This window comes from Acidovorax sp. LjRoot129, assembly GCF_964253765.1.
In the GTDB taxonomy this organism is placed as follows: Bacteria; Pseudomonadota; Gammaproteobacteria; order Burkholderiales; family Burkholderiaceae_C; genus Acidovorax.
Genome location: NZ_CAXUSE020000001.1, coordinates 4,077,709 through 4,103,311, shown reverse-complemented (window position 1 = coordinate 4,103,311; position 25,603 = coordinate 4,077,709). Strand labels below are relative to the sequence as shown.

Below are 25,603 nucleotides of genomic sequence, written 5' to 3'. Positions count from 1 at the left end.
ATGTTGCTCACCAAGAAGTCGTCGCCCGCCGCGCCGGGCGCAGCGTCTGCGTCACCGTTCGTCCACAGCCTGCGCCGTGGTTTGTCCCAGGCCCTCCCCACCATGGACCGTCGAGCGTTCTTGCGCCGCTCGGGTCTCGGGGTCGGTGTCGGGATTGCTGCGTCCCAGCTGACACTGGTCAAAAAATCCAACGCGGCTGAAGGCGCCAAGGTCGCCATCGGCGACAGCAAGATCGAGGTGCGCCGCACCGTCTGCACCCATTGCTCGGTGGGCTGCGCGGTGGACGCGGTGGTGGAGAACGGAGTGTGGGTGCGGCAGGAGCCCGTGTTCGACTCGCCGATCAACCTGGGCGCGCACTGCGCCAAGGGCGCGGCACTGCGCGAACACGGCCACGGCGAGTACCGCCTGCGCTATCCCATGAAGCTCGTGAACGGCAAGTACGAGCGCATCAGCTGGGACACGGCCCTGAACGAGATCACCGCCAAGATGCAGGAGCTGCGCAAGGCCAGCGGCCCGGACAGCGTGTACTTCGTCGGCTCGTCCAAGCACAACAACGAGCAAGCCTACTTGATGCGCAAGTTCGTGAGCTTCTGGGGCACCAACAACTGCGACCACCAGGCACGCATCTGCCACTCGACCACGGTGGCTGGCGTAGCCAACACCTGGGGTTACGGTGCGATGACCAATTCGTACAACGACATGCAAAACAGCAAGGTCGCCCTGTACATTGGCTCCAACGCGGCCGAGGCCCACCCCGTGAGCATGCTGCACATGCTGCACGCCAAGGAAACCGGCTGCAAGATGATCGTGGTGGACCCGCGCTTCACCCGCACGGCCGCCAAGGCCGACGAGTACGTGCGCATCCGTTCGGGCACGGACATCCCTTTCCTCTTCGGCCTGCTGTATCACATCTTCAAGAACGGCTGGGAAGACAAGCAGTACATCAACGACCGTGTCTATGGCATGGACAAGGTGCGCGAGGACGTGCTGGCCAAATGGGCGCCCGACAAGGTCGAAGAAGCCTGCGGCGTTAAAGAGGACCAGATGTTCAAGGTCGCGCAGATGATGGCCATGGCCAAGCCGGCCACCATCGTCTGGTGCATGGGCCAGACGCAGCACACCATCGGCAACGCCATGGTGCGCGCCTCGTGCATCCTGCAATTGGCGCTGGGCAATGTGGGCAAGTCCGGCGGTGGCACCAACATCTTCCGCGGCCACGACAACGTGCAGGGTGCCACCGACGTGGGCCCCAACCCCGATTCGCTGCCGGGCTACTACGGCTTGGCCGAAGGCTCCTGGAAGCACTTCGCGGCCGTGTGGGGCGTGGACTTCGAGTGGATCAAGAAACAGTACGCGTCGCCCGCGATGATGACCAAGAGCGGCATCACCGTGTCGCGCTGGATCGACGGCGTGATGGAGAAGAACGAGCTGATCGACCAGGATTCCAACCTGCGCGGCGTGTTCTTCTGGGGCCATGCGCCCAACTCGCAAACGCGTGGCCTCGAGATGAAGCGGGCCATGGACAAGCTCGATCTGCTGGTGGTGGTGGATCCGTACCCGTCGGCCACCGCAGCCATGGCGGCCATGCCGGGCAAGGCCGAAGATCTGAATCCCAACCGCGCCGTGTACCTGCTGCCGGCGGCCACGCAGTTCGAGACCAGCGGGTCCGTGACAGCGTCCAACCGGTCGATCCAGTGGCGCGAGAAGGTGATCGAGCCGCTGTGGGAGAGCCGCTCGGACCACATGATCATGCACCAGTTCGCCGAGAAGCTGGGCTTTGCGGCCGAGCTGTCCAAGAACTACAAGATGCAGAAGGTCAGGGGCATGGACGAGCCCGTGCCCGAGGACATCCTGCGCGAAATCAACCGCAGCGTCTGGACCATTGGCTATACGGGCCAGAGCCCCGAGCGCCTGAAGGCCCACATGCGGAACATGCACCTGTTCGATGTCAAGACGCTCAAATCCAAGGGCGGCAAGGACAAGGAAACGGGCTACGACTTTGGCGGTGATTATTTCGGCCTGCCCTGGCCCTGCTACGGCACACCCGAACTCAAGCACCCCGGCTCGGCCAACCTGTACGACACCTCCCGGCACGTCATGGACGGCGGCGGCAACTTCCGTGCGAATTTCGGCGTAGAGAAGGATGGGGTCAATCTGCTGGCAGAAGACGGGTCGTTCTCGCTGGGCAGCGAGATCACCACGGGCTACCCCGAGTTCGATCACGTGCTGCTCAAGAAGCTGGGCTGGTGGGACGATCTCAGCGATGCCGAGAAGGCGAAGGCCGAAGGCAAGAACTGGAAGACCGACCCCACGGGCGCCATCATCCGCGTGGCCATGAAGCACGGCTGCCACCCCTTCGGCAATGCCAAGGCCCGCGCCGTGGTGTGGAACTTCCCCGACGCGATTCCGCAGCACCGTGAGCCGCTGTACGGCACCCGGCCCGACCTGATGGCCAAGTACCCGACACACGACGACAAGAAGGCCTTCTGGCGCTTGCCTACGTTGTACAAGAGCGTGCAGGACAAGAACATTGCCGACAAGGTGCACGAGAAATTCCCGCTCATCCTGAGCTCGGGTCGCCTTGTGGAATACGAAGGCGGCGGCGAAGAAACCCGCTCGAACCCCTGGCTGGCTGAGCTGCAGCAGGAGGCCTTTGTCGAAATCAACCCCAAGACGGCGGCGGACCGAGGCATCCGCAACGGCGAGCGCGTGTGGCTCAGCTCGCCCACCGGCGCGCGGCTCAATGTGCAGGCGCTGGTCACTGAGCGCGTGGCGCCCGATACGGTGTGGATGCCCTTCCACTTCTCTGGGCGCTGGCAAGGCGCTGACATGCTGGCTTATTACCCCAAGGGCGCGGCACCCGTGGTGCGCGGCGAAGCCGTGAACACCGCCACCACCTATGGCTACGACAGCGTGACCATGATGCAAGAAACCAAAACCACGATCTGCAACGTGGAGCGCGCGTAGTCGCGCAGCGCAAGGAGAGACACATGGCACGAATGAAATTCATCTGTGACGCAGAACGCTGCATCGAATGCAACGGCTGCGTCACCGCCTGCAAAAACGAGAACGAGGTGCCGTGGGGCGTGAACCGCCGCCGCGTGGTCACGCTCAATGATGGTGTCCCCGGCGAAAAGTCGATCTCGGTGGCTTGCATGCATTGCAGCGATGCACCGTGCATGGCTGTGTGCCCCGTCAACTGCTTCTACCGCACCGAAGAAGGCGTGGTGCTGCACGACAAAGACGTGTGCATCGGCTGCGGCTACTGCAGCTATGCCTGCCCGTTCGGCGCGCCGCAGTTTCCCTCGCAAGGTACGTTCGGCGTGCGCGGCAAGATGGACAAATGCACCTTCTGTGCTGGCGGCCCCGAAACCAATGGCAGCCAGGCCGAGTTTGAAAAGTACGGTCGCAACCGCCTGGCCGAGGGCAAGCTGCCCGCCTGCGCAGAAATGTGTTCCACCAAGGCTCTGCTGGCCGGCGACGGCGATGTGGTGGCGGACATCTTCCGCAACCGCGTGGTGCAGCGTGGCAAGGGTGCCGAGGTCTGGGGCTGGGGCACCGCCTACGGTTCACAACAGGGCGGCCAGCCTGCAGGGAGCAAGTCATGATGCAACGCACCTTGGGGATCGCGGCCGTGGCCTTCGCGCTGGCATCGCTGGCGGCCTGCGGCGAGAAGCCGCAGACCGGTGAAGGCATTCGCAGCGATGCGGCGTCCTATGCCGGCACGGGCAGCAACTTCACCCAGCCCGGCTGGAAGGCCGGCGACAAGGCCAGTTGGGAAGCGCAGCTCAAGGCGCGCCAGCAGTACGGCCAGAACGAGTACACCCGCACCACCGCGAAGTGAGGCCTGCCATGAAACACATCCTGTGGTCATTGGCGCTGGCCGCCGGCGTGGCCTCCGGGCTGGCGCAGGCGCAAGCCCCGGCGGCGGACGCGGCCCCGGCCAGCCCGGCTGCGGTGTCCGCACCTGCGGCACCGGCAATGGCGCCAGCGCCGGGCGGCATCCAGAGCCAGAACATCTTTCAGATCAAGCCCGACGCGAGCGCCGATCCGAAGTACGCGGAGCAGACCAACGGCGAGCGTGCCAAGGTCCAGCCCGGCAACAACGCGCCCATGTGGCGCCAGGTGGGGCAGGGCGTGACGGGCTACAGCAGCCTGCCCACGAGCCAGGCTCCGGAGGCTGGGAACCTGATCCAGCGTTTTGTGCAGTACCCCGGCTCGCGCGTGACCAACGCTGGCGAGGCATGGCGGCAGGTGCGCAACGACTGGATCATCCCGTACGGCGGCTCGCTTGTGCTCATCGTGGCCGGTGCCATTGCGCTGTTCTACTGGCGCAAGGGCGCCATCAGGCTGCACGGTGCAGAGACCGGCCGCAAGATTGAGCGCTTCACGCCGTTCGAGCGCTCGGCCCACTGGGCTAACGCCATCGCCTTCGTGGCCCTCGCGGTCTCGGGCATCGTGATGGCGTTTGGCAAATTCTTCCTGCTGCCCATCCTGGGCAGTACGCTGTTCGGCTGGCTGGCTTACGCGCTCAAGAACATCCACAACTTCGCAGGCCCCCTGTTTGCGGTGTCGCTGGTCATCGTGTTTTTCACCTTCCTCAAGGACAACCTTCCGCGTAGAGAGGACGTCACCTGGATCGCCAAGGGCGGTGGGATGCTCTCGGAGCAAGAGGTGCCATCACACCGGTTTAACGCTGGCGAGAAAATCGTGTTCTGGGCCGGCGTGCTAGGCCTGGGCGTGATCGTTGTGGCCTCCGGGCTGGTGCTGGACAAGCTGATTCCCGGGCTCATCTACGAGCGCGGCACCATGCAGATTGCGCACATGGTGCATGCCGTGGCCACCGTGGTGATGATCATGATGTTCATGGGCCATATCTACATGGGCACCATCGGCATGCACGGCGCCTACAAGGCCATGAAGACCGGCTATGTCGACGACACCTGGGCCAAGGAACACCACGAGCTCTGGTACGACGACGTCCAGGCGGGCAAGATCCCGCGCCAGCGCAGCACCGATGCGCCAGCGGTCGACGCGGCTGCAACGCCAACAGCGGGCCACCCCGCGCAGGTATGAGGTATCGCACCATGACGCATTTTTTCCGTTCGTCCCTGCTGGCCGTGTGCGCGGTCGGCGTCTGTACGCTGGCGTCTGCCAAGCTGCCCGCGCCGTCACCTGAAGCCGCTGCCAAGGCCGCCGAGGCTGCGGCCAAGACTGCGTGGGCCGGCAAGGTCGACAACTACAAGCTGTGCCTGGCCCAGGACAAGGTCGCAGCCCACTACCGCAAGACCCAGTCCGCGGCCAAGCCTGCCACGCCGACCACGGCTACCACGGCCGTCAGCGCCTCTGCGTGTGCGGACCCCGGGCCGTTCGCCTATACACCGCCAGAAGCGAAACCTCTGGAGGCGTCAGGCGCCCACTCGCCACCTGGCACGGCCAGCAGCCCGCCCAGCACGGTCACGCCGGCTGCTGCGACGGCATCAGCGCCCAAGTCCTGAGGCAGCCAATGGCTGACGGTTGACCGCTGACGGCGGCCCACCGGCCGTGTCAGCTGCCGTCGCCAGCCCTTCGCCGCGGCCCGCAATGCCGATGCGCTTTGCGGGTGCCTGCGTATATTCCGCCCATGACCTCCCCCACCCCCGCGGCTTCTGCCGCCCCGCCATGGCCTCGCCTCACGCAGGCCCGGGCCCCACTCACCCACAGCGTCGAGGTAGTCAACGAACTGGGTGAGCGCGAACATGTTTCGATCCCTGCGGAGCGGCCGCTCACTGTCTATGTGGACAAGCGCGAGCTGGTCACGCTGATGACCCTGGGCGCCCAGCCGGAGTTGCTGGTGCTGGGCTACCTGCGCAACCAGCGACTGGTGGAGTCGGTGTTTGACATCGAGTCCATCACCGTGGACTGGGACGTGAATGCCGCGGCAGTGCGCACCCGCCACGGCATCGAGCGCATTGAGGAGCGCACCGCGAGCAAGGTGGTGACCACAGGATGCGGGCAGGGCAGCGTGTTCGGTGGCCTGATGGACGAAGTGGACCGCATCGTGCTGCCCGAAGCGCGCCTGACCCAGGCGCAGCTGTACGGCATCGTGAACGCGATTCGAATCAAGGAGACCACCTACAAATCTGCCGGTTCGGTGCACGGCTGCGCGCTGTTCCAGGGCGAAGCGCTGCTCACCTTTGTGGAAGACGTCGGGCGCCACAACGCCATCGACACGATTGCTGGGTGGATGTGGATGAACGCGCAAGCTCCGCAGGCTGCACAGGCGCATTCCCCATTGGCCATGGCGGCAGAAACGGAAACTGAAACAGAAACGGGCACGATCCAGCCCATGTCCGGCGCAGACAAGGTGTTCTACACCACGGGCCGCCTCACGAGCGAGATGGTCATCAAGTCGGCGCAGATGGGCGTGCCCATCGTGGTGTCGCGCAGCGGCATGACGCAGATGGGCCATGCGGTCGCGCAGCAGCTGGGCTTGTGCGCCATCGGGCGGGCCACCAACCGCCGGTTTGTCTGCTACACCGGGGCGGATCGGTTGGTGCTCCAGCCGGGTCTGGCGCAGCCTCCGGTGATCGCACCGCTGCCGGGGCTCGCTGCGGCAAGCTGACGTCCGGCTGGATCCTGGGCCGCGGCTTGCCCAGGCATGTCCCCGGTTTGGGGTCCGCAGAGCACCCCCAGACCGACCTATCGATCCGGCAAAGCGCCCGGGCTGCGTCACGTCGCGATGGCATGATGCGCGCATGAAAGACCAGAAAGTCCACGTTGCCTGGAGCGACACCTTGCCAAGCCAATGGGGCCCCCTGCCCGGAGAAATCGAGGTCCCCCTGAGCGGCGGGCCCACCGAGCCGGCGCCGCTTGCCAGCAGCCTGTCTACGGGGCCCGCAGGTCCAGCCCACCTCTCGCTGTGGTGCTGGCTGCGCGAAGGTTTGCGCGCTGCGTTCTTCCTGGCTCCCCGCACCGGCGCAGCGGCTCCCACCCCTTGGCAGCTGGTGATTCTGGTGCTGGCCAGTGGCGCGCTGGTGGTGGCCGCTGGACGGTTGGAGGTGGCGGGGCCGGCCCAGTTCAGTGTGCGCGGCTGGCTGATTCCTTACTGGATCATGCTGGCACAGCTGTGGTTGGCATGGTGGGCCATGGCACCGGCGCTGCGTGCCCAGAACGAAGCCCCAGGGCAACCCAGCCAGAACCCAACGGGCGGACTGGGTGCGTGGTTGGTGTTGTCCACCTGGGCGCCGATGATTCCCGCAATGCTCTCGTACGGGCTGATGGGCTGGGCTGCGCAAAAGCCTCAGACCTGGGACGGGGAGGTCGCCGTGTGGGTGCTGTGGGCTCTCTACATCCCGTTGTTTGTATGGCTGCTGGCGGCCATGGTGGTAGTCAGTGCCCGCTTCATTCGGTCGCGCGTGCGCACCGCAGCCTTTGCTGCAGGACTGGCAGGCCTTGTGGCCTTGGGGACATGGCAGTTTTCCGACCGGGCGTGGGAGCCTGACACCGAAGCGGTCGCCGCATCCCAGGAGCCAACCCCTGAGGCAGCGCGCCTCGTGTTGTCCCAGCCGGTTTTTGAGGGCCAGCAGGCCCTGTGGCAAAAGCAGGTGGAAGCCCTGGCCCCACAGCGCGAAGGTGTGGTCGACGTCTATGGCCTGGTGTTTGCCCCCTACGCCGGCGAGAACGTGTTCCGCCGCGAAAGCACCATGGTCAGCACGCTCTTGCAAGAGCGTTTTGACGCGCAGGGCCGGGTCCTCCATTTGCTCAACCATGCAGAAACTGCCGGCACCCACCTGTGGGCCACGCCGCAGAACCTGCAGCGCGCCATCGCTGCGCTCGCCTCCCGCATGGACCGTGGCAACGATGTGCTCGTGGTCTACATGACCTCGCACGGTGCGCGCGACCATGCGCTGGCCGCCTCGCATTGGCCGCTCGAAGTGCCGCCCGTCACGCCCGAGATGCTGCGCGCCGCGCTCGACGAAGCCGGCATCCGCCACCGCGTGATCGCCGTGTCCGCCTGTTATTCGGGCGGCTGGGTCGACACCCTCGCCACCGAGAGCACGCTCATCATGACGGCGGCCGACGCCACGCACACCTCGTACGGCTGCGGCACGCGGTCCGAGCTCACGTTCTTTGGCCGTGCGGTGTTCAACGAGCAACTGCGCCAGACCCATTCGTTCACCGACGCCTTTGCCAAGGCCGTGCCGCTGATCCAGCAGCGCGAGGTCGAGGCCGGCAAGGCCGACGGTTTCTCCAACCCGCAAATCCGTGTGGGCGCTGAGATCGAGCCTGTGCTCAAGGCGCTGGAGCAGCGGCTTAACTCCGGCGAAGGGGCTGAAGCCACCGCCACGGTACGGCCCTGACGGAGCCACATCGGCCGGCAGCGGTGGGCGCCGATCCGTCGCTGCCTGGGTCTGTTGAGGGCGCGCCGCCAGTGCCGCCCGCCCCGGCCAAACACCCCACGGGCTGACGGCCCGCTCTCTTTGCGATAAGGTCCCACGCCATGAACCTGTCTTTTCTGCGCCTGGGCTGGCGCACCCTGGCCCGTGACCTGCGCGCGGGCGAGCTGCGCCTGTTGATCGTTGCCGTCACCCTGGCGGTGGCGGCGCTCACGTCGGTGGGCTTTTTTGCTGACCGCCTTCAAGGCGGCCTGCAGCGCGATGCCCTGCAACTGCTGGGCGGCGACGCCGTGGTGGCCAGTGACAACCCCACGCCGCAGGCTTTTGTGGACCAGGCCAAGGCGCTGGGCCTGAAATCTGTGACCACGCTGGGTTTTCCCACCATGGGCCGCGCCAGCGATGCGCAGGGCGGCGCCAGCAAGCTCGTGGCCTTGAAGAGCGTGCAACCTGGCTACCCCTTGCGCGGCAGCCTGCGGGTGGCCGATGCGCCCGGCGCGCTCGACCAGCCCACGCGCGACATTCCGGCCAAGGGCGAGGTCTGGGTCGATGCGCCGGTGCTCGAATCGCTGAACCTGGCGATGGGCGACTTTCTGTTGCTGGGTGACGCGCAGCTGCGCATCGCGCGCATCATCGTCATCGAGCCCGACCGGGGTGCGGGCTTCATGAGCTTCGCACCGCGCGTGATGGTCAACGAAGCCGATCTGGCCGCCACCGGACTCGTGCAGCCCGCCAGCCGCCTCACCTACCGCTTTGCGGTCACCGGCCCTGCGCAGGCCGTCAAGTCCTTCAACACCTGGGCCGCGGCCGAAATCAAGAAGCCTGACGTGCACGGCGTGCGCGTGGAGTCGCTGGAGAGCGGCCGTCCCGAGATGCGCCAGACGCTGGACCGCGCACAAAAATTCCTGAGCCTCGTCGCGCTGCTGGCCGCACTGCTGTCGGCCGTGGCCGTGGCGCTGGCCGCGCGCGGCTTTGCCGCAGAACACCTGGATGCCTCCGCCATGCTGCGCGTGCTGGGGCAAAGCCAGCGCACCATTGCCGGCGCCTACACCACCGAGTTCGCGCTGGTGGGGCTGTTTGCCAGCACGCTCGGCGTGGTGATTGGCTATGCCGTGCACTACGCCTTTGTGCTGCTGCTGGCGGGCCTGGTCGAATCGGCCTTGCCGCCATCGAGCCTGTGGCCGGTGGCGTTTGGCCTGGGCATGGGGCTCACGCTGCTGTTCGCGTTTGGCCTGCCGCCGGTGCTGCAGCTGGCGCAGGTGCCACCCCTGCGCGTCATCCGCCGCGACGTGGGCGGGCTCAAGCCGGCATCGCTGGCCGTGTTGGGTATCGGCATCGCCGGCTTTGCCGCGCTGCTGCTGGCCGTGAGCAGCGACATCAAGCTGGGCCTCATCGCCGTGGGCGGTTTTGCGGGCGCCGTGCTGCTGTTTTCGGGCCTGGCCTGGGTGGCGGTCAAGCTGCTGAGGAGGAGCGTGAACGAAGCCACCGCGCCGCGCTGGCTGGTGCTGGCCACGCGCCAGATCTCTGCGCGGCCGGCGTATGCCGTGGTGCAGGTCAGCAGCCTGGCTGTGGGCCTGCTCGCGCTGGTGCTGCTGGTGCTGCTGCGCACCGACCTGGTGGACAGCTGGCGCAAGGCCACGCCGCCCGATGCGCCCAACCGCTTCGTGATCAACGTGATGCCCGACCAGGCCGATGCGTTTCAGCAGGCGCTCAAGGACGGCGGTGTGGCCAAGTACGACTGGTACCCGATGATCCGCGGCCGCCTGCTGGCCGTGAATGGCAAACCCGTGGGCCCGGCCGACTACACCGACGACCGCGCCAAGCGCCTGGTCGACCGCGAGTTCAACCTCTCCAACGCCACCGAGGCGCCGCCCCACAACCAGATCGTGGCCGGCCAGTGGACCGCGGGCGAGGAGGGCGCGATCAGCGTGGAGGAAGGCATTGCCGAAACCCTGGGCCTGAAGATGGGCGACCGCCTGCAGTTCGACATGGGCGGCGTGCCGAACGAGGCGCGCATCACCAGCCTGCGCAAGGTGGATTGGGGCTCGATGCGTGCCAACTTCTTTGTGATGTACCCGGTGGCCAGCGTCAAGGACGTGCCCGTCACCTACCTGGCCGCCTACCGCGCGCCCGAGGCCCACGGCTTCGACAACGCGTTGGTGCGCCAATTCCCCAACATCACCAACGTGGACATGGCTGCCACCATCAACCAGGTGCAGCGCGTGCTTGACCAGGTGATTCGTGCGGTGGAGTTCTTGTTTGCCTTCACGCTGGCCGCGGGGCTGGTGGTGCTGTTTGCCGCAGTGACCGCCACGCGCGAGGAGCGTGCGCGCGAGTACGCGATCATGCGCGCCGTGGGCGCCCGCGCCAGCCTGCTGCGGCAGGTGCAGCGTGCCGAGCTGATGGGCGTGGGCCTGCTCGCCGGATTTTTGGCCAGCAGCGTGGCGGTGGGCGTGGGCTGGGCGCTGGCGCGCTTCGTGTTCGACTTCGCCTGGACTGCGTCGCCCTGGGTGCCGCTGGCAGGCGCCCTGGCCGGGGCGGTACTGGCACTGGCCGCGGGCTGGTGGGGCCTGCGCGAGGTGCTGCTGCGCCCGGTGGTGGACACGCTGCGCCGCGCATCGGAGTAGTTTGCTCCTTATTTGATAGCTATAAGCGCATATATATAAAGCGCTAGGGCCCTATTTGATTCAAATTTGCGCCGCACACCATGCGCTGGGCGCGCCCGCCGGCCGCTTCACGCCGCCTTGGCAAACGGCGTGCGGATGTCCGACAGGAACTGCTGCGCGCGCGGGTGCTGCGGGCGGGTGAAAAAGTCCGCCGGCATGGCGCGTTCGAGCACGCGGCCTTCGTCCATGAAGAGCACGCGGTCGGCCACCTCGCGGGCAAATCCCATCTCGTGAGTCACGCAGACCATGGTCATGCCATCACGCGCCAGGTCGCGCATGACCACCAGCACCTCGCCCACCATCTCGGGGTCGAGCGCACTCGTGGGCTCGTCGAACAGCATCAGCGGCGGCTCCATGGCCAGCGCCCGTGCAATCGCCACGCGCTGCTGCTGCCCGCCTGACAGCTCATTGGCCCAGGCGTTCGCCTTGTGCGCCAGCCCGACGCGCTCGAGCAGCGCCATGGCGCGTTGCGCGGCCTGCGCACGCGACAGGCCGCGCAGCTGGATGGGCGCGAGGGTGCAGTTGTCCAGCACCGACAGGTGCGGGAACAGGTTGAACTGCTGAAACACAAAGCCGATGCGCGAGCGCTGCGTGTTCACGTCCACCCCAGGCCCGTAGATGTTGTGCCCATCGATCAGGATGCGCCCGCCCTGGATGGGTTCGAGCCGATTGAGCGTGCGGATCAGCGTGGACTTGCCCGAGCCCGAAGGCCCGCAGACCACCACCACCTCGCCCTGCTCGATGGTTTCGCTCACGTCCACCAGGGCGTGGTAGCTGCCGTACCACTTGTTCACGTTGTGCAGTTCGATCATGTTGTTGCTGCTGCGTTTGTTGCTGCGGTTGGCGCAGCCGCAGTGCTGCCGGTAGAAGCTTGTGGTGCACGCCGCGCCAGCCGGCGCTCCAGCCCATAGGCCAGGCGCGAGAGGCCGAAACACAGCACGAAGTAGGTGAGGCCGAGGGTGCCGAACACCTCGGCCGGCCGGGTGAAGACCTGGGTGTTGATCTGGGTGGCGATGAACGAGACCTCGGTCAGGCCAATGATGTAGCCCAGCGAGGTCTCCTTGATGGTGGAGACGAACTGGTTGACCAGCGACGGCAGCATGCTGCGCAGTGCCTGCGGCAGCACCACCAGGCGCATGGCGTGCACGTAGGGCAGGCCCAGGGCCCGCGCGCATTCCATCTGCCCGCGCGGCAGCCCGACGATGCCGGCGCGCACGATCTCGGCCAGGTAGGCCGCGTTGAAGATGACGAGCGCCAGCAGCATGGTGGTGAACTGGCCGGTCTTCACGCCCGTCACGCTGGGCAAAAAGAAGTAGGCCCAGAAGATCACCATCAACAGCGGCGTGCCGCGCACCACAAAGACGAGGCCCGTGACCGGCCAGCGCACCACGCGCCACGGGCTCACGCGCGCCAGGCCCAACACCACGCCCAGCGGCAGCGCCAGCACCAGGGCCCCAGCCGCCAACACCAGCGTCAGTGCGAGGCCGCCCAGCGCGCCGTTGGGATACTGGCCGACGAGGAAATACAGCCAGTAGGTGTTGATCAATTCCAGCATCTAGATCGTCCGGACCGGATAGCGGTGGTGGTACCAGCTCGCCAAGCCGGTGATGAGCAGTGACACCGTGAGGTAAGCCATGCTCGCGAAGGCAAAGGCTTCCACGCTGCGGAAGGTGGCGCTTTCCATCTTGGCTGCCTGGTACATCAGCTCGGCCACGCCGATCACGGTGGCTATCGAGGTGTTCTTCCAGAGGTTCAGGGCCTGCGAGATCAGCGGCGGCACCGTGATGCGCAGCGCCTGCGGCAGCACCACGCGGCGCATGGTCGCCAAAAAGCCAAAGCCCAGCGCCCGGCCTGCCTCCATCTGCACGGGGGGGATGGACCGGATGCCGCTGCGGATGTCCTCGGCCATGAATGCCGCGGTGTACAGCGACAGCGCGACGATGGCGGCGGCCGCCTCGGCATGGCCGCTGTCGTAAAGCCATTGTTTGGACGCTTCGGGCAGCAGCTCGGGCGCGCCGAAGTACCAGAACAGCATGTGCGCCAGCAGCGGCACATTGCGCAGGCCCTCTACAAACACAAAGCCAGCCCAGCGCAGCGGCGGCACCGGTGCCAGGCGCAGCAGCGCCACCACCAGGGCCATCGGCAGGGCCAGCACCAGCGATGTGGCCAGCAGCTGCAGCGACAGCCACAAGCCGCCCACCAGCATGAGGTGGTACTGGCCGCTCAGCAGGAGGGAGAAATCAAACAGTGGCATGCATGCCCAAGGGGGAAGACGGTACTCGGCCGGCGCGCTGCAGCGGGGAGGGCCTGCAGGGCTGGAGCAAGGGTGCTGCGCCGCAGGCGGGGCTAGCCGTGTCATCAATGCCCGCGACCACGGCGCCGGCTTTCTCGCGAACCCCGCCCACCAGCGGCGCAGAGGTGGTGGCGCGGCGATCGCGGCCCACCATCAACCGTCGATCTTGTCCGACTCGAACTTGAAGGGGCGGGTGGTGAACTTGATCTTGGTCTGTGGGCCGTACCACTTGAAGAAGATCTTCTCGGCTTCGCCCGACTTCTCCAGTTCGCGCAGCGTCTCGTCCACCACGGACTTCACGGCGGTTTCGCCCTTCTTGATGCCCAGGGCCAGCGGCTCCACGCTCAGGTTGGTGGGCAAGATGGCGTAGTCCTTGTTGCGCTCGCCCAGCTTGGCGAAGTCGTCGATCAGCGAGGACTCATCGTTGACGTAGCCCACGCCCTTGCCCTGCTGCAGCGCCAAAAAGGCCTGCTGGGTCGTCTCGAACGTCACCACGTCCACGGTAGGCACCGCCTTGCGCACATTGGGTTCCTGCGTGCCGCCTTTTACGGTGACCACGCGCTTGCCGGCCAGGTCTGCCACGTCCTTGATGCCGCTGGCCTTCTTCACCAGCACCTTCTGGCCGGTGACAAAAGTGGTGAGCGAGAAGTCGATCTGCGCCTCGCGCTCCTTGTTGTGCGTGAGCGATGCGGCCAGGATGTCCACGTGGCCCTGCTGCAGCTCGGGGATGCGCGCGGCCACGGCCAGTTGCTTGAACACCGGCTTGACGCCGATCTTCTTGGCAATCGCCTTGCCCAGGTCCACGTCGTAGCCAATCAACTCGCGCGTCTTGGGGTCGATGAAGCTGTTGGGTTCGTCCGTGCCCAGCACGCCCACGACCAGTTCGCCCTTTTTCTTGATGTCGGCCAGTTGGTCGGCGTGGGCGGCCCCCGACACGGCGAAGGCCGCGGCGACCAGGGAGGCAATGAAACGGATGCGCATCGAATTTTCTCCAGACAATGATGAGGATGGACCGGGAATGCCGCATGACCGACATGACAGGACAGAGCCCCGTGCCCTGAAGATCCCAAGGCTACTGATCCAACGCCCAGATCTGAACATCGGTTTTTTTATAATCAAACTCGCTAAACGCGCTTGCATTCGCCAAGCCCTTCAATCCCATGAACGACACACCCGACACCGCGGCCCCTGCGGCCACACCCTTTGAATGGATCGGTGGCGAAGACCGCGTGCACGCCCTCACCGAGCGCTTCTACGACCTCATGGATCTGGAACCTGGCTACGCCGAACTGCGCGCGGCCCACGGCAGCGAGCTCGCGCAGGCGCGGCAAAAGCTGTTCTGGTTTCTCTGCGGCTGGCTGGGTGGCCCCGACCACTACCAAAGCCGCTTTGGCCACCCCCGCCTGCGCATGCGGCACATGCCGTTTTCCATCGGCATCAAGGAGCGCGACCAGTGGGTGGCGTGTATGGACCAGGCCATGGGTGAGACCGGCGTGCCCGAGGCGCTGCGTGCGCGGCTCAAGGAAAGCTTCATGGGCACGGCGGACTGGATGAGGAACAAGGGCACCCCCTAAGAACCTGTTCAAGATCTTTTCGGGGTCGCGCAAGCACCTTGCCGGGAGGGGGATGCTAGGCGCGGTGCGCAGTTGATAGCCCAGCTATCAACAAGCGCCGCAACGCCGCAGACGGCCCGGCAAGGCGCTTGCCCGAAGGGTTGAAGTGAAATCGGGTGATTGGACGCCCCGGCTGCTTGCATGGGCATGAGCCCATGCGGCACATCCGAAGCATCCACTCATACCGATTGCACTCCAACGCGATCCCCGAAAAGATTTTGAACAGGTTCTAACTCGCCTTCGGCGCCTTCCCCCTGAAGGGGGACGCACCCGGTGCCCTGGCGGAGCCAGTTCCACGGGTGCGCTCGCCTGGGCTGCGCCAGTGGCGGCCGATTGCTACGCTATTGATAGCTGTTGGTGCTTATAGAACAAGCGCTGGGGCCTGTTTTGGCTCTAAATCCCTACCTTTTGCAATATATAGGGCTCTGCGCCAGGGCGCCCCACTAAGATTCGCCCACTAATTCACAACAACGGAGGTGGGACATGTCAGCTACTGCTTGGATCGTTCTGGGCGTGATTGCTGTGCTGGTGGTGTGGGGCGTGAGCGTCTACAACCGGCTGGTGCAATTGCGCAACCGCATCGCCAACGCGTTTGGGCAAATCGACGTGCAGCTCAAGCGCCGGTATGACCTGATCCCCAACCTTGTGGAAGTCGCCAAGGGCTACCTCGCCCACGAGGCCGCCACGCTCGAAGCCGTGATCCGGGCGCGGGGCCAGGCGCAGGGCGCCGCCGCCGCCGTGCGTGCTGAGCCTGGTAGCGCCAGTGCCATGGGCGCCCTCGCCGCGGCAGAAGGCGTGCTGGGCGGCAGCCTCGGCCGCCTGATGGTGGTGGCCGAGAGCTACCCCGAGCTCAAGGCCGACGCCACCATGCAGTCGCTGTCCGAAGAACTCACCAGCACCGAAAACCGCCTGGGCTTTGCGCGACAGGCCTACAACGACCAGGCGCTCGAGTTCAACGACGCCGCCACCCAGTTTCCGGACCTCGTTGTTGCGCGCCTGCTGGGCTTTGCGCCAGCGCCCATGCTCGAATCCACGCGCAGCGAAGAAGAGCGCGCTGCGCCCCAGGTGCGGTTCACCTCCTGAATTTTTGGGCCCCCTGAGTCGCCTGCGGCGCCTTCCCCAAGGGGGCGCCCCCGGTGGCAACAGAGCCGGTTGCACAGGTGCGCTGGCAGGTCCGCGGGAGGCTTGCGCATGGGTTCTAACAAGACGGAGGGAGCTGCATGAAGTTCTGGGATCACCAGGCAGACGCGCGCAGCGAAACGCGCCGCCTTCTGCTGGGTTTTGCCCTGTCGGTGGCCGTGCTGGTGGTGGCCGTGCACGCCGCGCTGGCGCTGGCCTGGTGGCTGATGGCCGTGCTGCTGCCCGTGCGGTTGCCGTTCCCCCAGGGTTTTCTGGCTGCCAACGTGGGCGTGTCGCTCATGCTGGTGCTGGGCGGCTGGTGGGTGGAGACGTCCAACCTGCGCGCCGGCGGCGTCAAGCTGGCCAAGCGTGTGGGTGCGCGCGAGCTGCGGCCCTCGCTCTCGCATGCCGAGCAGCGCCTGTCCAACATCGTCGATGAGCTGTGCATTGCAGCCCACATGCCGCGCCCGGAGATCATGGTGATGCCGCGCACTGACGCCATTAACGCGTTTGCCGCCGGCTGGGACGAGAGCGATGCGGTCATCGCCGTCACGCAAGGCGCCCTGGATTACCTGAACCGCGAAGAGATGCAGGGCATGGTCGCCCACGAGCTGTCGCACCTGCACGAGGGCGACACGCGCCTGAAGATGCAACTGGCGGGCATGGTGTTCGGCCTGGAGCTGGTCTACAACTTTGGCGACACGCTGCGCGAGCGCCGGGGTCTTTCATGGTGGTTCGGCTCGGCCATCATGCTGGCGGGTTTTGCGGGCTGGCTCACGGGCCGCATGCTCAAGGCCGCCGTGTCGCGCCAGCGTGAGTACCTGGCCGATGCGCGCGCCGTGCAGTGGACGCGCAGCAAGGACGGCCTGGGCGGCGTGCTGCGCAAAGTCATGGCCCAGCGCCGGGACACCCCGCGCGGCTACGAGCAGCACAGCCACACGGGCCTCGGCCATCCGTCGGTGCAGCACATGCTGCTGGTGGATGTGGGCGGTGGCGGGCGCATGGAGCGCTGGCTCGACACCCACCCCACGCTCGACGAGCGCGTGCAGCGCGTGTATGGCCGCCGCATGCAGCCGATCAAGGTCACGCCCGTGGCCGCAGCGCCCGAGCCCGCCTGGCGTGCGGACAGCGCCGGCCAGCCAGCCGGTGCGACGCTGGCTTCGCTGGTCGACCCCTTTGCGCGGTATATGTGACTCCCCCTGTGTCGCCTTCGGCGCCTCCCCCAGAGGGGGACGCACCTGGTGGCCTGGCGAAGCCAGTTCCACGGGTGCGCTGGTGGGGGCTGCGGCCGTTGCAGGCGACCGGATGGCATAGTGGTGGCCTTTTAATGGCCGAGGTTTTCCATGTCCCGTGACGCCCGTTTTCAAGAACAAGCCCAGGCCCTGGGCTACAGCTTCGACGGCGATATCAAGATTGGCGGCAACTACGTGCCGCTGGTGCGCGACGGCCACCACATCTACCTGAGCGGGCAAATCCCGCGGGTGGGTGACACCGTGGTGGTGACGGGCGCTGCGGGCGCCGCCACCAGCCTGGTCGACGCGCAAAAGGCCGCCAAGGTCTGCGTGATGCGCGCGCTGGCGCTGTTGCAGCGGTCGCTGGGTTCGCTCGATGCCGTGCAGTCGATTCTGCGCATCACCGTCTATGTGCAGTCGGCCCCCACGTTCACGCAGCAAAGCGAGGTGGCCGATGGCGCGTCGGAGGTGTTGTTCACCGTGCTGGGGACGGCCGGCGCGCACACGCGCACGTCGGTGGGCGTGCTGCAGTTGCCCAAGAATGCGACGGTCGAGGTGGATTTGATTGCGTCCGTGGCTCCGTAGAATTTGCGTTGACTGCCTGATCGGCTACCGGGTGACCGCAGCCCCACACGGCGCGCACCACAAGTGGCAGACCCCGCGCTTGAATCCCGGCCCCCCATTCACTGGAGAACCCCATGGACGAACCCGTCGTGCAACACCGCGGCAGCTGCCTGTGTGGCGGCGTGCGTTATGAAGTCACCGGGCCGCTGCGGGCGTCGTCGCATTGCCATTGCTCGATGTGCCGCAAGGCCCACGGCGCGGCATTTGCAAGCTACGGCAACGCCCGGCGCGAGCACCACCGCTTCGTGTCGGGCCAGGCACTGCTGCGCACCTATCGCTCTTCGTCCCAGGTCACGCGGCAGTTCTGCTCGGGCTGCGGGTCGCCGCTGCTGTGGCACAGCGAGGGTGCCTATGCCGATCTTGTGGCCGTGCCTTTGGGCACGCTCGACACCCCGTTCGACTCGCCGCCGCAAAAGCACATCTATGTAGGCTCCAAGGCCGCGTGGGTGGAGATTTGCGATGGATACCCGCAGCTTGCCGAGGAATAGCCAGTACCAAGCCATGAACACGCCGACGACCCCCAGCAGCCCCACCCCTGCGTACCCGCGTTTCAACGTCTTCGGCCGCATCGTCGAAGTGCGGCGCGAGGGCGCGCTGTGGCAGGCCTACCGGGTGGGCGGCGACGGCAAACGGACTCCGTCGGGTTTCGTGATCCCCGACTTTGTGGAAGAGCACGAACTCGCGCAGTTCCTCGAAGACCTGTTCCACGAAAGTGCGTCCCCCCACAACGGCGACGTGCACCGCATTGCCTGAGGCGTGGCAGGGCTTTGCCCGCGTCACACCGTTGTCAAACCCCCACCAGACACTCGGTCCCTTGTTTCAACAAGGGCCTTGTTCATGTCTGGACGCAATCTAAGCAAGCTGACTTTCGTCTCCCGCCGCACCGCCACTTGGGGCGTGGTGGCCATCGCCGCATCGCTGGCGGCCTGTGGCGGCAGCGACGGTGGTAACAACAACAATGCCAATGCAGGCGCCACCGCCACGCTGGCCGTGTTGGAGACCACCGACCTGCACTTCAACGTGCGCAGCTACGACTACTTCAAGCTGGCCGAGGACAAGAGCTACGGCTTTGAGCGCACCGCCACGCTGGTGCGCGCGGCGCGCAAGGAGTTTGCCAACACGCTGCTGGTGGACAACGGCGACACCATCCAGGGCACGGCGCTGGCCGACTACGAAGCCACCATCAACCCCATTGCCTGCACGCAGCAGCTGTCGATGTACAAGGCCATGGGCGCGCTGGGCTTTGATGCCGGCACGCTGGGCAACCACGAGTTCAACTACGGCCTGCCGTTCTTGAACCAGGTGCTGGGTGGTGGCCTGGATGTCGACGGCGTGGACCCGAGCAAGAAGTGCGTGGGTGCGGGCTTCCCGATGGTGCTGGCCAATGTGACCAGCAACAAGACGAAGAAGCCGCTGGTGCAGCCATACACGGTGCTGGAGCGCACGCTGACGGCTAAGGGCGCTGACGGCAAGGAAGTGAAGCTGCCCATCAAGATCGGCGTGATCGGCTTTACCACGCCCGGCATCATGAACTGGGACAAGCGTTATCTGGAAGGCAAGGTGACCACCGAAGGCGCGGTGGAAGCGGCCACCAAATACGTGCCGGAGCTGCGCGCCAAGGGCGCGGACATCGTGGTGGCACTGCTGCACGGCGGCATGGACGGTGCGGCGTATTCCGCCACCATGGAGAACCCTGGGCTTTACCTGTCGAAGGTCCCAGGCATCGACGCGATGGTGATGGGGCACCAGCACGGCGTGTTCCCTGACACGGCGGCCACGCCAGGCTTCAACCTGCCGGGCGTGGACCACAAGGCCGGCACCGTGAACGGCGTGCCTGCCGTGATGGCCAGCTCCTGGGGCAAGTCGCTGGGCGTGGTGCAGCTGGCGCTGCAGTGGGATGGCGCCAAGTGGACGGTCAACAAGGCGGCCAGCAAGTCCGAGCTGCGCAACATCCAAAGCAAGAACGCGGCGGGCACCACGGTGACGGTGGATGCGGACGCCAGCGTGGCGCCGCTGATCGAGACCCAGCACCAGGCGGCCATCCAGTACGTGAAGACGCCCATCGGCCAGACGGACTTCCGCATGAGCACGCTGTTTGCCGATGTGGGCGACCCAGGCGCGATCCAGATCGTGAACCAGGCGCAGCAGGCCTATGTGGCCGCGTACCTCAAGGCCAGCCTGCCGCAGTATGCGCAGCTGCCCGTGCTGTCCGTGAGCGCGCCATTCAAGAGCGGTTTCCAGGGCGGCGCCGACTACACCGACGTGGCCGTGGGCCCGCTGGCCATCAACAACGCGGCCGACCTGTACCTGTACCCCAACACGGTGTACGCGGTGAAGGTCAACGGCGGCGACATCAAGAACTGGCTGGAAGCCGCCGCCAAGCGCTTCAACCAGATCGACCCCGCCAAGACCGGCGAGCAGCAGCTCATCAGCACCTTCCCGGGCTACAACTTCGACATGTTCACGACCGCCGATGTGCAGTACGAGATCGACGTGACGAAGCCTGTGGGCAGCCGCATCCAGAACCTCACCTACCTGGGCAAGCCCATCGACGTGGCGCAGGAGTTTGTGATCGCCACCAACAACTACCGCGCCACCAGCGGCAAGAGCTTCATCGACAAACTGGATGGCTCGGGCACCATCTGGGCGTCGCCCGACGCCAACCGCGACGTGGTGATCGAGTACGTCCGCAAGAACCCGGCCGTGACCCGCACGGGCAACGGCGCGGCCAAGAGCTGGCGCTTTGCCAAGGCCACGGTGGCCGGGCCGGTGGTGTTCAGCTCGGGCGCCAATGGGCTGAGCGTGGCGCAGGCGGCGGGCCTGTCGAACGTGACCTTGGTGGCGGCCGATGACGGCTCGGGCAAGGGCACGTCGAAGTACGCGGTTGACCTGTCGAAGTAGATGAATGGCTGAGGGAGCTTCTGCACGGACCGATCTGCCAGCGGGCGCTGCGGGTCGGGGCGGGCTGCAAGGCGAGGTGCAAGCGAAACAATGGCCGTGGCTATTGCTAGCCGTTACCAAGCAGCCGGCCGCCCGAGCCACAAGTCGCCCGCGCTGCAGCGGGTGCGCAGGAACTCCCCCTCGCTCCCCATGCCGGCCTTTGCAGGCGGGCTACCAGCCTTACTGATTTGCTATTTATTTAATAGCTATTAGCGCTTGTGGAGTAAGCGCTAGAGGCTATTTTTTGCCTCAATTTCGGTGCAGCACGGGCTGCAGCAGCACCACCAGCGCGCCCGCACCGCCGTCCATGGGGCGGGCCTGCACAAAGGCCAGCACCTCGTTCTTTTGCACCAGCCAGCGCTGCACGCGGCTTTTGAGCACGGGGCTTTTGCCCGGCGAGCCCAGGCCCTTGCCGTGCACCACGCGCACGCAGCGCAGGCCGGTTTTGTGGGCGTGGCGGATGAAGTCGCTCAGCGCCTCGCGCGCCTCGTCCACGCGCAGGCCGTGCAGGTCCAGCTGGCGCTGAATGCTCCAGTGGCCCGAGCGCAGGCGGCGCGTCACCTCCACCCCAATGCCGGGGCGCCGAAAGCTCAGTTGGTCGTCGGTGTCGAGCAGTGTGCTCACATCAAAGTCGTCGCTGATGGATTCGAGCAGCACGCGCTCTTCGTCCAGCCAGTGCTGCACCGGCAGGGGCGGCGGCAGGCGGCGGCGCAGGCGCGCCAGATTGAGGTTGCGCAGGGGCGTGACCTCGCCCACGCTGCGGCTGAACAGGTGGCGCTCGGCCTCCTGGCGTGCTGCCGCCTCGCGGCGGGCTTTTTCTTCGGCCTCGGCGCGCTCCTGGGCTTCGCGCAGGCGGCGGGACACGGTGGCCAGGTCCTGCAGTTGCGTGATGCGTTCACCCGCCCTGCGTGGGGCCGGTGGCGCGCGGCGCCGCGGTGCGGGTGTGGCTGGTGTGTTCGCGCTGGATGCCAAACCCGGCGGCCGGGGTGGCTGCAGCGGGCGCTGGGCCGCCTTGGCCGCGGCCCGTTGGCTGGTGACGGCTGCACGCCGTGCCCCGCGGGGCACGGTACTGGCGACGGGCGTGGTATCGGGTGCCGGTTGGGATGTGCTGGCCAGGCCATCGCTGGCACCTGCGCCAGGGCCGCGCCCGGCGCGTGTAGCGCGGGCCAGCGCGGCCTGCAGCGCCGTGAAGGGCGCCGGAGGTGACGGTGGCGGGGGTGCCGCTGGCATCACACCAACCCCTTTTCCGCCATCGACAACGCCTGCCCGGGCGCGACGATCACGTGGTCGAGCACGCGCACGTCCACCAGGGCCAGCGTGGTTTTCAGCGTCTGGGTCAGCGCCTCGTCGGCGCGGCTGGGCTCGACGCTGCCGCTTGGGTGGTTGTGGGCCAGCACCACGGCAGCGGCCTGGTGGTGCAGCGCGCGCAGCACGACTTCGCGCGGGTACACGCTGGTCTGCGTGAGCGTGCCGCGAAACAGCTCCTCCATGGCCAGCAGGCGGTTTTGCGCGTCGAGGAACAGCACCGCAAACACTTCGTGGCCCTTGGCGGCCAGGTGCAGCTGCAGGTAGTGCTTGACGGCGTCGGCCGAGCCGAAGACCTCGCGCTCGCGCAGCTGCTGGGCCAGGGCGCGGCGCGCCAGCTCCAACACCGCCACCAGCTCGGCACGTTTGGCGGGGCCGAGGCCCTTGATGCGTTCCAGGTCCGTGGCGCTGGTGTGCAGCAGGCCGGCAATGCCACCAAACCCGCCCGTGATCTTGCCGGTGGCGGTGTCGATGGAAGGAGGGTCCAGCAGCTCCTGCGCCATCTGCAGCACGCCCTTGCCCACGATGCCGGTGCGCAGCAGGATGGCCAGCAGTTCGGCATCGGCCAACGCAGCGGGGCCGCGCGCGAGGAGCTTTTCGCGCGGTTGGGCGTCGGCAGGCAGGTCTTTGAGGGGCATGGCGCAGGGTCTTTGACGCCCGTCAGGGGTCGACGGCGTAGGGCTATGCCCGGTTTTCTACAATACAGATCAGTTTAGAGCGTGTTTTGCACTTTTACGTACCCACGTTGAGTCCAAAGGTTAGTGATCGCAAGGCGCGGACCGCCGCCAAGGCCGGGGCCTTGGCAAGGGCTGCAACGCCGCGAGTGCTGGCCTTTGGGCTCAACCCTCTGGGAAAGCCGGGAAAAGGCCCGGCCACGTTGTTGCAAACCGCTTGCGGTATGGATACCGTGGCGCGTTCTGCGCCTAGTGGCCGGGCCTTTTCCCGGCTTTCGTGGGCACGTAAAAGTGCAAAACACGCTCTTTGGACTTTCATGACCTCTATCGACGCTTCCCTTCCCACTGTGCAGCCCGGCTCCTTCCTCACGCTGCACTACCGCCTGGCCGGCCCGGCGGGGGATGTGATCAACACTTTTGCCGACAAGCCGGCCACGCTGTCCCTGGGCGGGGGCCAGCTGTCGCCTGCGATGGAGCAGCACCTGCTGGGCCTGGTCGAAGGCACCCGCACCACCTTTGATCTGCCCGCGGGCGAGGCCTTTGGCGAGCGCAACCCCGACATGCAGCAGTGGGTGGCCAAGAAGCTCTTGAACCAGCTGGGCGACCCCGACGAGCGCTACAGCGTGGGCGACGTGGTGCAGTTCCCCACGCCCGACGGGCAGGGCAGCTACGCCGGCGCGGTGCAGCAGGTGCGCGAAGACGGCGCGGTGCTGTTTGACTTCAACCACCCGCTGGCGGGCCAGCCGGTGACGTTCGAAGTCGAACTGATCGGGATTCTGTGATGCAGGCCCCGCAAGAGATCCTGCTGGCCGAGCCGCGCGGCTTTTGTGCCGGCGTGGACCGCGCCATTGAAATCGTGGAGCGCGCACTGCAAAAATTTGGCGCGCCCATCTACGTGCGCCATGAGATCGTGCACAACACCTATGTGGTCAACGACCTCAAGGCCAAGGGCGCGATTTTTATCGAAGAGCTGTCGGACGTGCCGCCCGGCGCCACGCTGATCTTCAGCGCCCACGGCGTGAGCAAGGCGGTGCAGCAAGAGGCCGTGGCGCGCGGCTTCAGCATTTTTGACGCCACCTGCCCGCTGGTGACCAAGGTGCACGTCGAGGTCGCCAAGCTCGCCAAAGAGGGCTACGAGTTCATCATGATCGGCCACAAGGGCCACCCCGAGGTCGAGGGCACCATGGGCCAGCTTGACCACGGCATCCACCTGGTGGAAGACGTGGCCGACGTAGCGCGCGTGCAGCCCATGCAGACCGCCAAGCTGGCCGTCGTCACGCAGACCACGCTGAGCGTGGACGATGCGGCCGAGATCAGCGCCGCCGTGCGTGCGCGTTTTCCGCAGGTGCGCGAGCCCAAGCAGCAGGACATTTGCTATGCCACGCAGAACCGGCAGGATGCCGTCAAGGTGCTGAGCCCGCAGGTGGATGTTGTGATCGTGGTGGGCAGCCCCACCAGCTCCAACAGCAACCGCCTGCGCGAGCTGGCCGCCAAACTGGGCACCACTGCCTATATGGTGGACAGTGCGGACGAGCTGCGCGGCGAGTGGTTTGACGGGGCCCAGCGTGTGGGCCTGACCGCGGGGGCGTCGGCGCCCGAGATCCTGGTGCGCGAGGTGATCGACCGCATCAAGGCGCTGGGCGCGGTGTCGGTGCGCAGCATGGACGGCATCGAGGAGACCATCAAGTTCCCGCTGCCCAAGGGGCTGCGCATTGACGCGGCGACGGGGCTGGAGATTCGCGAGCGCACGCCCGAGACCGGACCTGCGGCGCATTGAGGCTCGGGGAGCGATGCAGGGCGGTCCCTTGCGGCCTGCGGGGCATTTGCTCCTAAATTAATAGCTTATAGCGCTTATGTATCAAGCGCTAGAGGCCATTTTGATGCCAAATCGGTGATGTCCAAGCCGTCATAGCGGCATCGCTTGCCCGCTCCACAGGTCCAGCGGCGGGTCGGCCGCCACGGCGCGCAGGATGTCGGTGCGCGAGATAAAGCCCGCCAGCGCGCCCGCATCGTCCGTCACCGGCAGTCCGGGCAGGCCCGTTTCCAGCAGCACAGCCGCCACGCGGCGCAGCTCGGTGTCGGCGGCCACGGTGGGCACGGGGCTCACCATCACTTCAGCCACCGGGCGGCGGGCCAGGTCGATCGCCTGCTGCACCGCGCCGGGCTCGGGCAGCAGGTCCAGCGGCGCCATGTCGGCCCGCAGCAGCAGGCCGACCACGCGGCCCTGCGCGTCGACCACGGGGGCCTGGGCCACCTTGTGCTCGGCCAGGGTCTGCCAGGCGTCGTTGACCAGCGCGTCCGGCGGCACGCTCACGGCATTGGCCGTCATCACATCGCTCACCTTGGTCAGCGGCTGGCGCGCCAGCTGGGGCCCTTGTTCGACCTGGGCATAGGCGCTGACCGCGTCCTGCAGGCGCAGATTGGTGGGTGGCGTGAACTGGGGTGAGACTGGCAGGAAGGGCTCGTCGGGCGCATCGAGCGTGCGGGTGTGCAGTGCCTGCGGCCGCTGAACACGCCGCACCGGGGCCACGTGCGAGAGGTTCTCCGGCCCGCCCCGGTACATCTGCCCTGATGGGCCGAACACAAAGAACATGAGGTGCCTCCTGCTGGCGCGCCCGCCGAGCAGCGGGCCTTTCCATGTTATCGGCAGCTTCGGTGGTCTGGCGCAGGGCGGTGGTGTATCGGTGTGTTGCGGGCAAGGGTATTGGCAGCGGTGGTGTGGTGATGGCGGGGACTTTCCAGCGCCTACACTGCCTGCCTCG

General features: G+C 66.5%; 24 protein-coding genes. 17 read left to right on the top strand and 7 right to left on the bottom strand.

All coding sequences use genetic code 11. The features are described from left to right. The 8 genes from ACSQ3Q_RS18790 (at position 1) to ACSQ3Q_RS18755 (ending at position 11,002) form a co-directional block, all read left to right on the top strand. Complete coding sequence (locus tag ACSQ3Q_RS18790) at positions 1-2,967, top strand: formate dehydrogenase subunit alpha (protein WP_436135849.1); 2,967 nt, start codon at positions 1-3, stop codon at positions 2,965-2,967. Between the two features lie 23 nt (positions 2,968-2,990). Beyond that, entirely contained in the window at positions 2,991-3,608 is a 618-nt protein-coding gene (gene fdh3B, locus ACSQ3Q_RS18785) for a formate dehydrogenase FDH3 subunit beta (protein ID WP_436135848.1), read from the top strand. Continuing rightward, complete coding sequence (locus ACSQ3Q_RS18780; protein WP_436135847.1) at positions 3,605-3,844, top strand: hypothetical protein; 240 nt, start codon at positions 3,605-3,607, stop codon at positions 3,842-3,844. Before fdh3B ends, ACSQ3Q_RS18780 begins: the two co-directional genes overlap by 4 nt. A gap of 8 nt (positions 3,845-3,852) precedes the next feature. After that, positions 3,853-5,076, top strand: a complete 1,224-nt coding sequence (locus ACSQ3Q_RS18775) for a formate dehydrogenase subunit gamma (RefSeq protein ID WP_436135846.1) — start codon at positions 3,853-3,855, stop codon at positions 5,074-5,076. An 11-nt stretch (positions 5,077-5,087) separates the two neighbouring features. After that, the gene (locus tag ACSQ3Q_RS18770; protein ID WP_436135845.1) at positions 5,088-5,498 is read left to right on the top strand and encodes a hypothetical protein; all 411 of its coding nucleotides are present in this window, start codon (positions 5,088-5,090) and stop codon (positions 5,496-5,498) included. A gap of 125 nt (positions 5,499-5,623) precedes the next feature. After that, the gene (locus tag ACSQ3Q_RS18765) at positions 5,624-6,604 is read left to right on the top strand and encodes a formate dehydrogenase accessory sulfurtransferase FdhD (protein WP_436135844.1); all 981 of its coding nucleotides are present in this window, start codon (positions 5,624-5,626) and stop codon (positions 6,602-6,604) included. Positions 6,605-6,737: 133 nt separating this feature from the next. Further along, positions 6,738-8,342, top strand: coding sequence for a C13 family peptidase (locus ACSQ3Q_RS18760; protein WP_436135843.1), 1,605 nt, complete (start codon positions 6,738-6,740; stop codon positions 8,340-8,342). Positions 8,343-8,482: 140 nt separating this feature from the next. Further along, positions 8,483-11,002, top strand: a complete 2,520-nt coding sequence (locus ACSQ3Q_RS18755) for an ABC transporter permease (RefSeq protein ID WP_436135842.1) — start codon at positions 8,483-8,485, stop codon at positions 11,000-11,002. 107 nt (positions 11,003-11,109) lie between these two features. On the opposite strand, the gene ACSQ3Q_RS18750 is transcribed toward ACSQ3Q_RS18755, so the two are convergent. The 4 genes from ACSQ3Q_RS18750 to ACSQ3Q_RS18735 all read right to left on the bottom strand — a co-directional run bounded on the left by ACSQ3Q_RS18750 (position 11,110) and on the right by ACSQ3Q_RS18735 (position 14,315). Further along, complete coding sequence (locus tag ACSQ3Q_RS18750; RefSeq protein WP_436135841.1) at positions 11,110-11,853, bottom strand: amino acid ABC transporter ATP-binding protein; 744 nt, start codon at positions 11,851-11,853, stop codon at positions 11,110-11,112. After that, the gene (locus ACSQ3Q_RS18745) at positions 11,850-12,596 is read right to left on the bottom strand and encodes an amino acid ABC transporter permease (RefSeq protein WP_436135840.1); all 747 of its coding nucleotides are present in this window, start codon (positions 12,594-12,596) and stop codon (positions 11,850-11,852) included. Before ACSQ3Q_RS18745 ends, ACSQ3Q_RS18750 begins: the two co-directional genes overlap by 4 nt. Further along, entirely contained in the window at positions 12,597-13,295 is a 699-nt protein-coding gene (locus ACSQ3Q_RS18740; protein WP_436135839.1) for an amino acid ABC transporter permease, read from the bottom strand. A 192-nt stretch (positions 13,296-13,487) separates the two neighbouring features. Then, positions 13,488-14,315: an ABC transporter substrate-binding protein gene (locus ACSQ3Q_RS18735; RefSeq protein ID WP_436135838.1), complete on the bottom strand. Its 828-nt coding sequence runs from the start codon at positions 14,313-14,315 to the stop codon at positions 13,488-13,490. A 179-nt stretch (positions 14,316-14,494) separates the two neighbouring features. Between ACSQ3Q_RS18735 and ACSQ3Q_RS18730 the strand changes: the two genes are divergently transcribed. The 7 genes from ACSQ3Q_RS18730 to ACSQ3Q_RS18700 all read left to right on the top strand — a co-directional run bounded on the left by ACSQ3Q_RS18730 (position 14,495) and on the right by ACSQ3Q_RS18700 (position 20,823). After that, a complete protein-coding gene (locus ACSQ3Q_RS18730; RefSeq protein WP_436135837.1) occupies positions 14,495-14,908 on the top strand; it encodes a group II truncated hemoglobin in 414 nt (137 codons plus the stop codon). 522 nt (positions 14,909-15,430) lie between these two features. Further along, positions 15,431-16,030, top strand: coding sequence for a LemA family protein (locus ACSQ3Q_RS18725; protein ID WP_436135836.1), 600 nt, complete (start codon positions 15,431-15,433; stop codon positions 16,028-16,030). Between the two features lie 137 nt (positions 16,031-16,167). After that, complete coding sequence (locus ACSQ3Q_RS18720) at positions 16,168-17,259, top strand: M48 family metalloprotease (protein WP_436135835.1); 1,092 nt, start codon at positions 16,168-16,170, stop codon at positions 17,257-17,259. 150 nt (positions 17,260-17,409) lie between these two features. Beyond that, positions 17,410-17,883 (top strand): RidA family protein, encoded by a 474-nt coding sequence (locus ACSQ3Q_RS18715; protein ID WP_436135834.1) that lies wholly within the window; start codon positions 17,410-17,412, stop codon positions 17,881-17,883. A gap of 113 nt (positions 17,884-17,996) precedes the next feature. Continuing rightward, positions 17,997-18,410 (top strand): GFA family protein, encoded by a 414-nt coding sequence (locus ACSQ3Q_RS18710; RefSeq protein WP_436135833.1) that lies wholly within the window; start codon positions 17,997-17,999, stop codon positions 18,408-18,410. A 13-nt stretch (positions 18,411-18,423) separates the two neighbouring features. Then, complete coding sequence (locus ACSQ3Q_RS18705) at positions 18,424-18,675, top strand: DUF7661 family protein (RefSeq protein WP_436135832.1); 252 nt, start codon at positions 18,424-18,426, stop codon at positions 18,673-18,675. An 84-nt stretch (positions 18,676-18,759) separates the two neighbouring features. Beyond that, positions 18,760-20,823 (top strand): bifunctional 2',3'-cyclic-nucleotide 2'-phosphodiesterase/3'-nucleotidase, encoded by a 2,064-nt coding sequence (locus tag ACSQ3Q_RS18700; protein WP_436135831.1) that lies wholly within the window; start codon positions 18,760-18,762, stop codon positions 20,821-20,823. Between the two features lie 288 nt (positions 20,824-21,111). On the opposite strand, the gene ACSQ3Q_RS18695 is transcribed toward ACSQ3Q_RS18700, so the two are convergent. Together ACSQ3Q_RS18695 and radC are read right to left on the bottom strand one after the other, a co-directional pair. Further along, on the bottom strand, positions 21,112-21,753 hold the full coding sequence (locus ACSQ3Q_RS18695; protein WP_436137032.1) for a Smr/MutS family protein: 642 nt from the start codon (positions 21,751-21,753) through the stop codon (positions 21,112-21,114). Positions 21,754-22,091: 338 nt separating this feature from the next. Then, a complete protein-coding gene (radC, locus tag ACSQ3Q_RS18690) occupies positions 22,092-22,805 on the bottom strand; it encodes a RadC family protein (RefSeq protein WP_436135830.1) in 714 nt (237 codons plus the stop codon). 353 nt (positions 22,806-23,158) lie between these two features. Here radC and ACSQ3Q_RS18685 point away from each other — a divergent pair, with 353 nt between their 5' ends. Together ACSQ3Q_RS18685 and ispH are read left to right on the top strand one after the other, a co-directional pair. Further along, positions 23,159-23,623 (top strand): FKBP-type peptidyl-prolyl cis-trans isomerase, encoded by a 465-nt coding sequence (locus tag ACSQ3Q_RS18685; RefSeq protein ID WP_436135829.1) that lies wholly within the window; start codon positions 23,159-23,161, stop codon positions 23,621-23,623. Next, the gene (ispH, locus tag ACSQ3Q_RS18680; RefSeq protein WP_436135828.1) at positions 23,623-24,618 is read left to right on the top strand and encodes a 4-hydroxy-3-methylbut-2-enyl diphosphate reductase; all 996 of its coding nucleotides are present in this window, start codon (positions 23,623-23,625) and stop codon (positions 24,616-24,618) included. The genes ACSQ3Q_RS18685 and ispH overlap by 1 nt, the downstream gene beginning before the upstream one ends. A 129-nt stretch (positions 24,619-24,747) precedes the next feature. Here the strand turns inward: ispH and ACSQ3Q_RS18675 are convergent, their stop codons facing one another. Further along, complete coding sequence (locus tag ACSQ3Q_RS18675; protein ID WP_436135827.1) at positions 24,748-25,434, bottom strand: CBS domain-containing protein; 687 nt, start codon at positions 25,432-25,434, stop codon at positions 24,748-24,750. Positions 25,435-25,603: the final 169 nt, after the last annotated feature.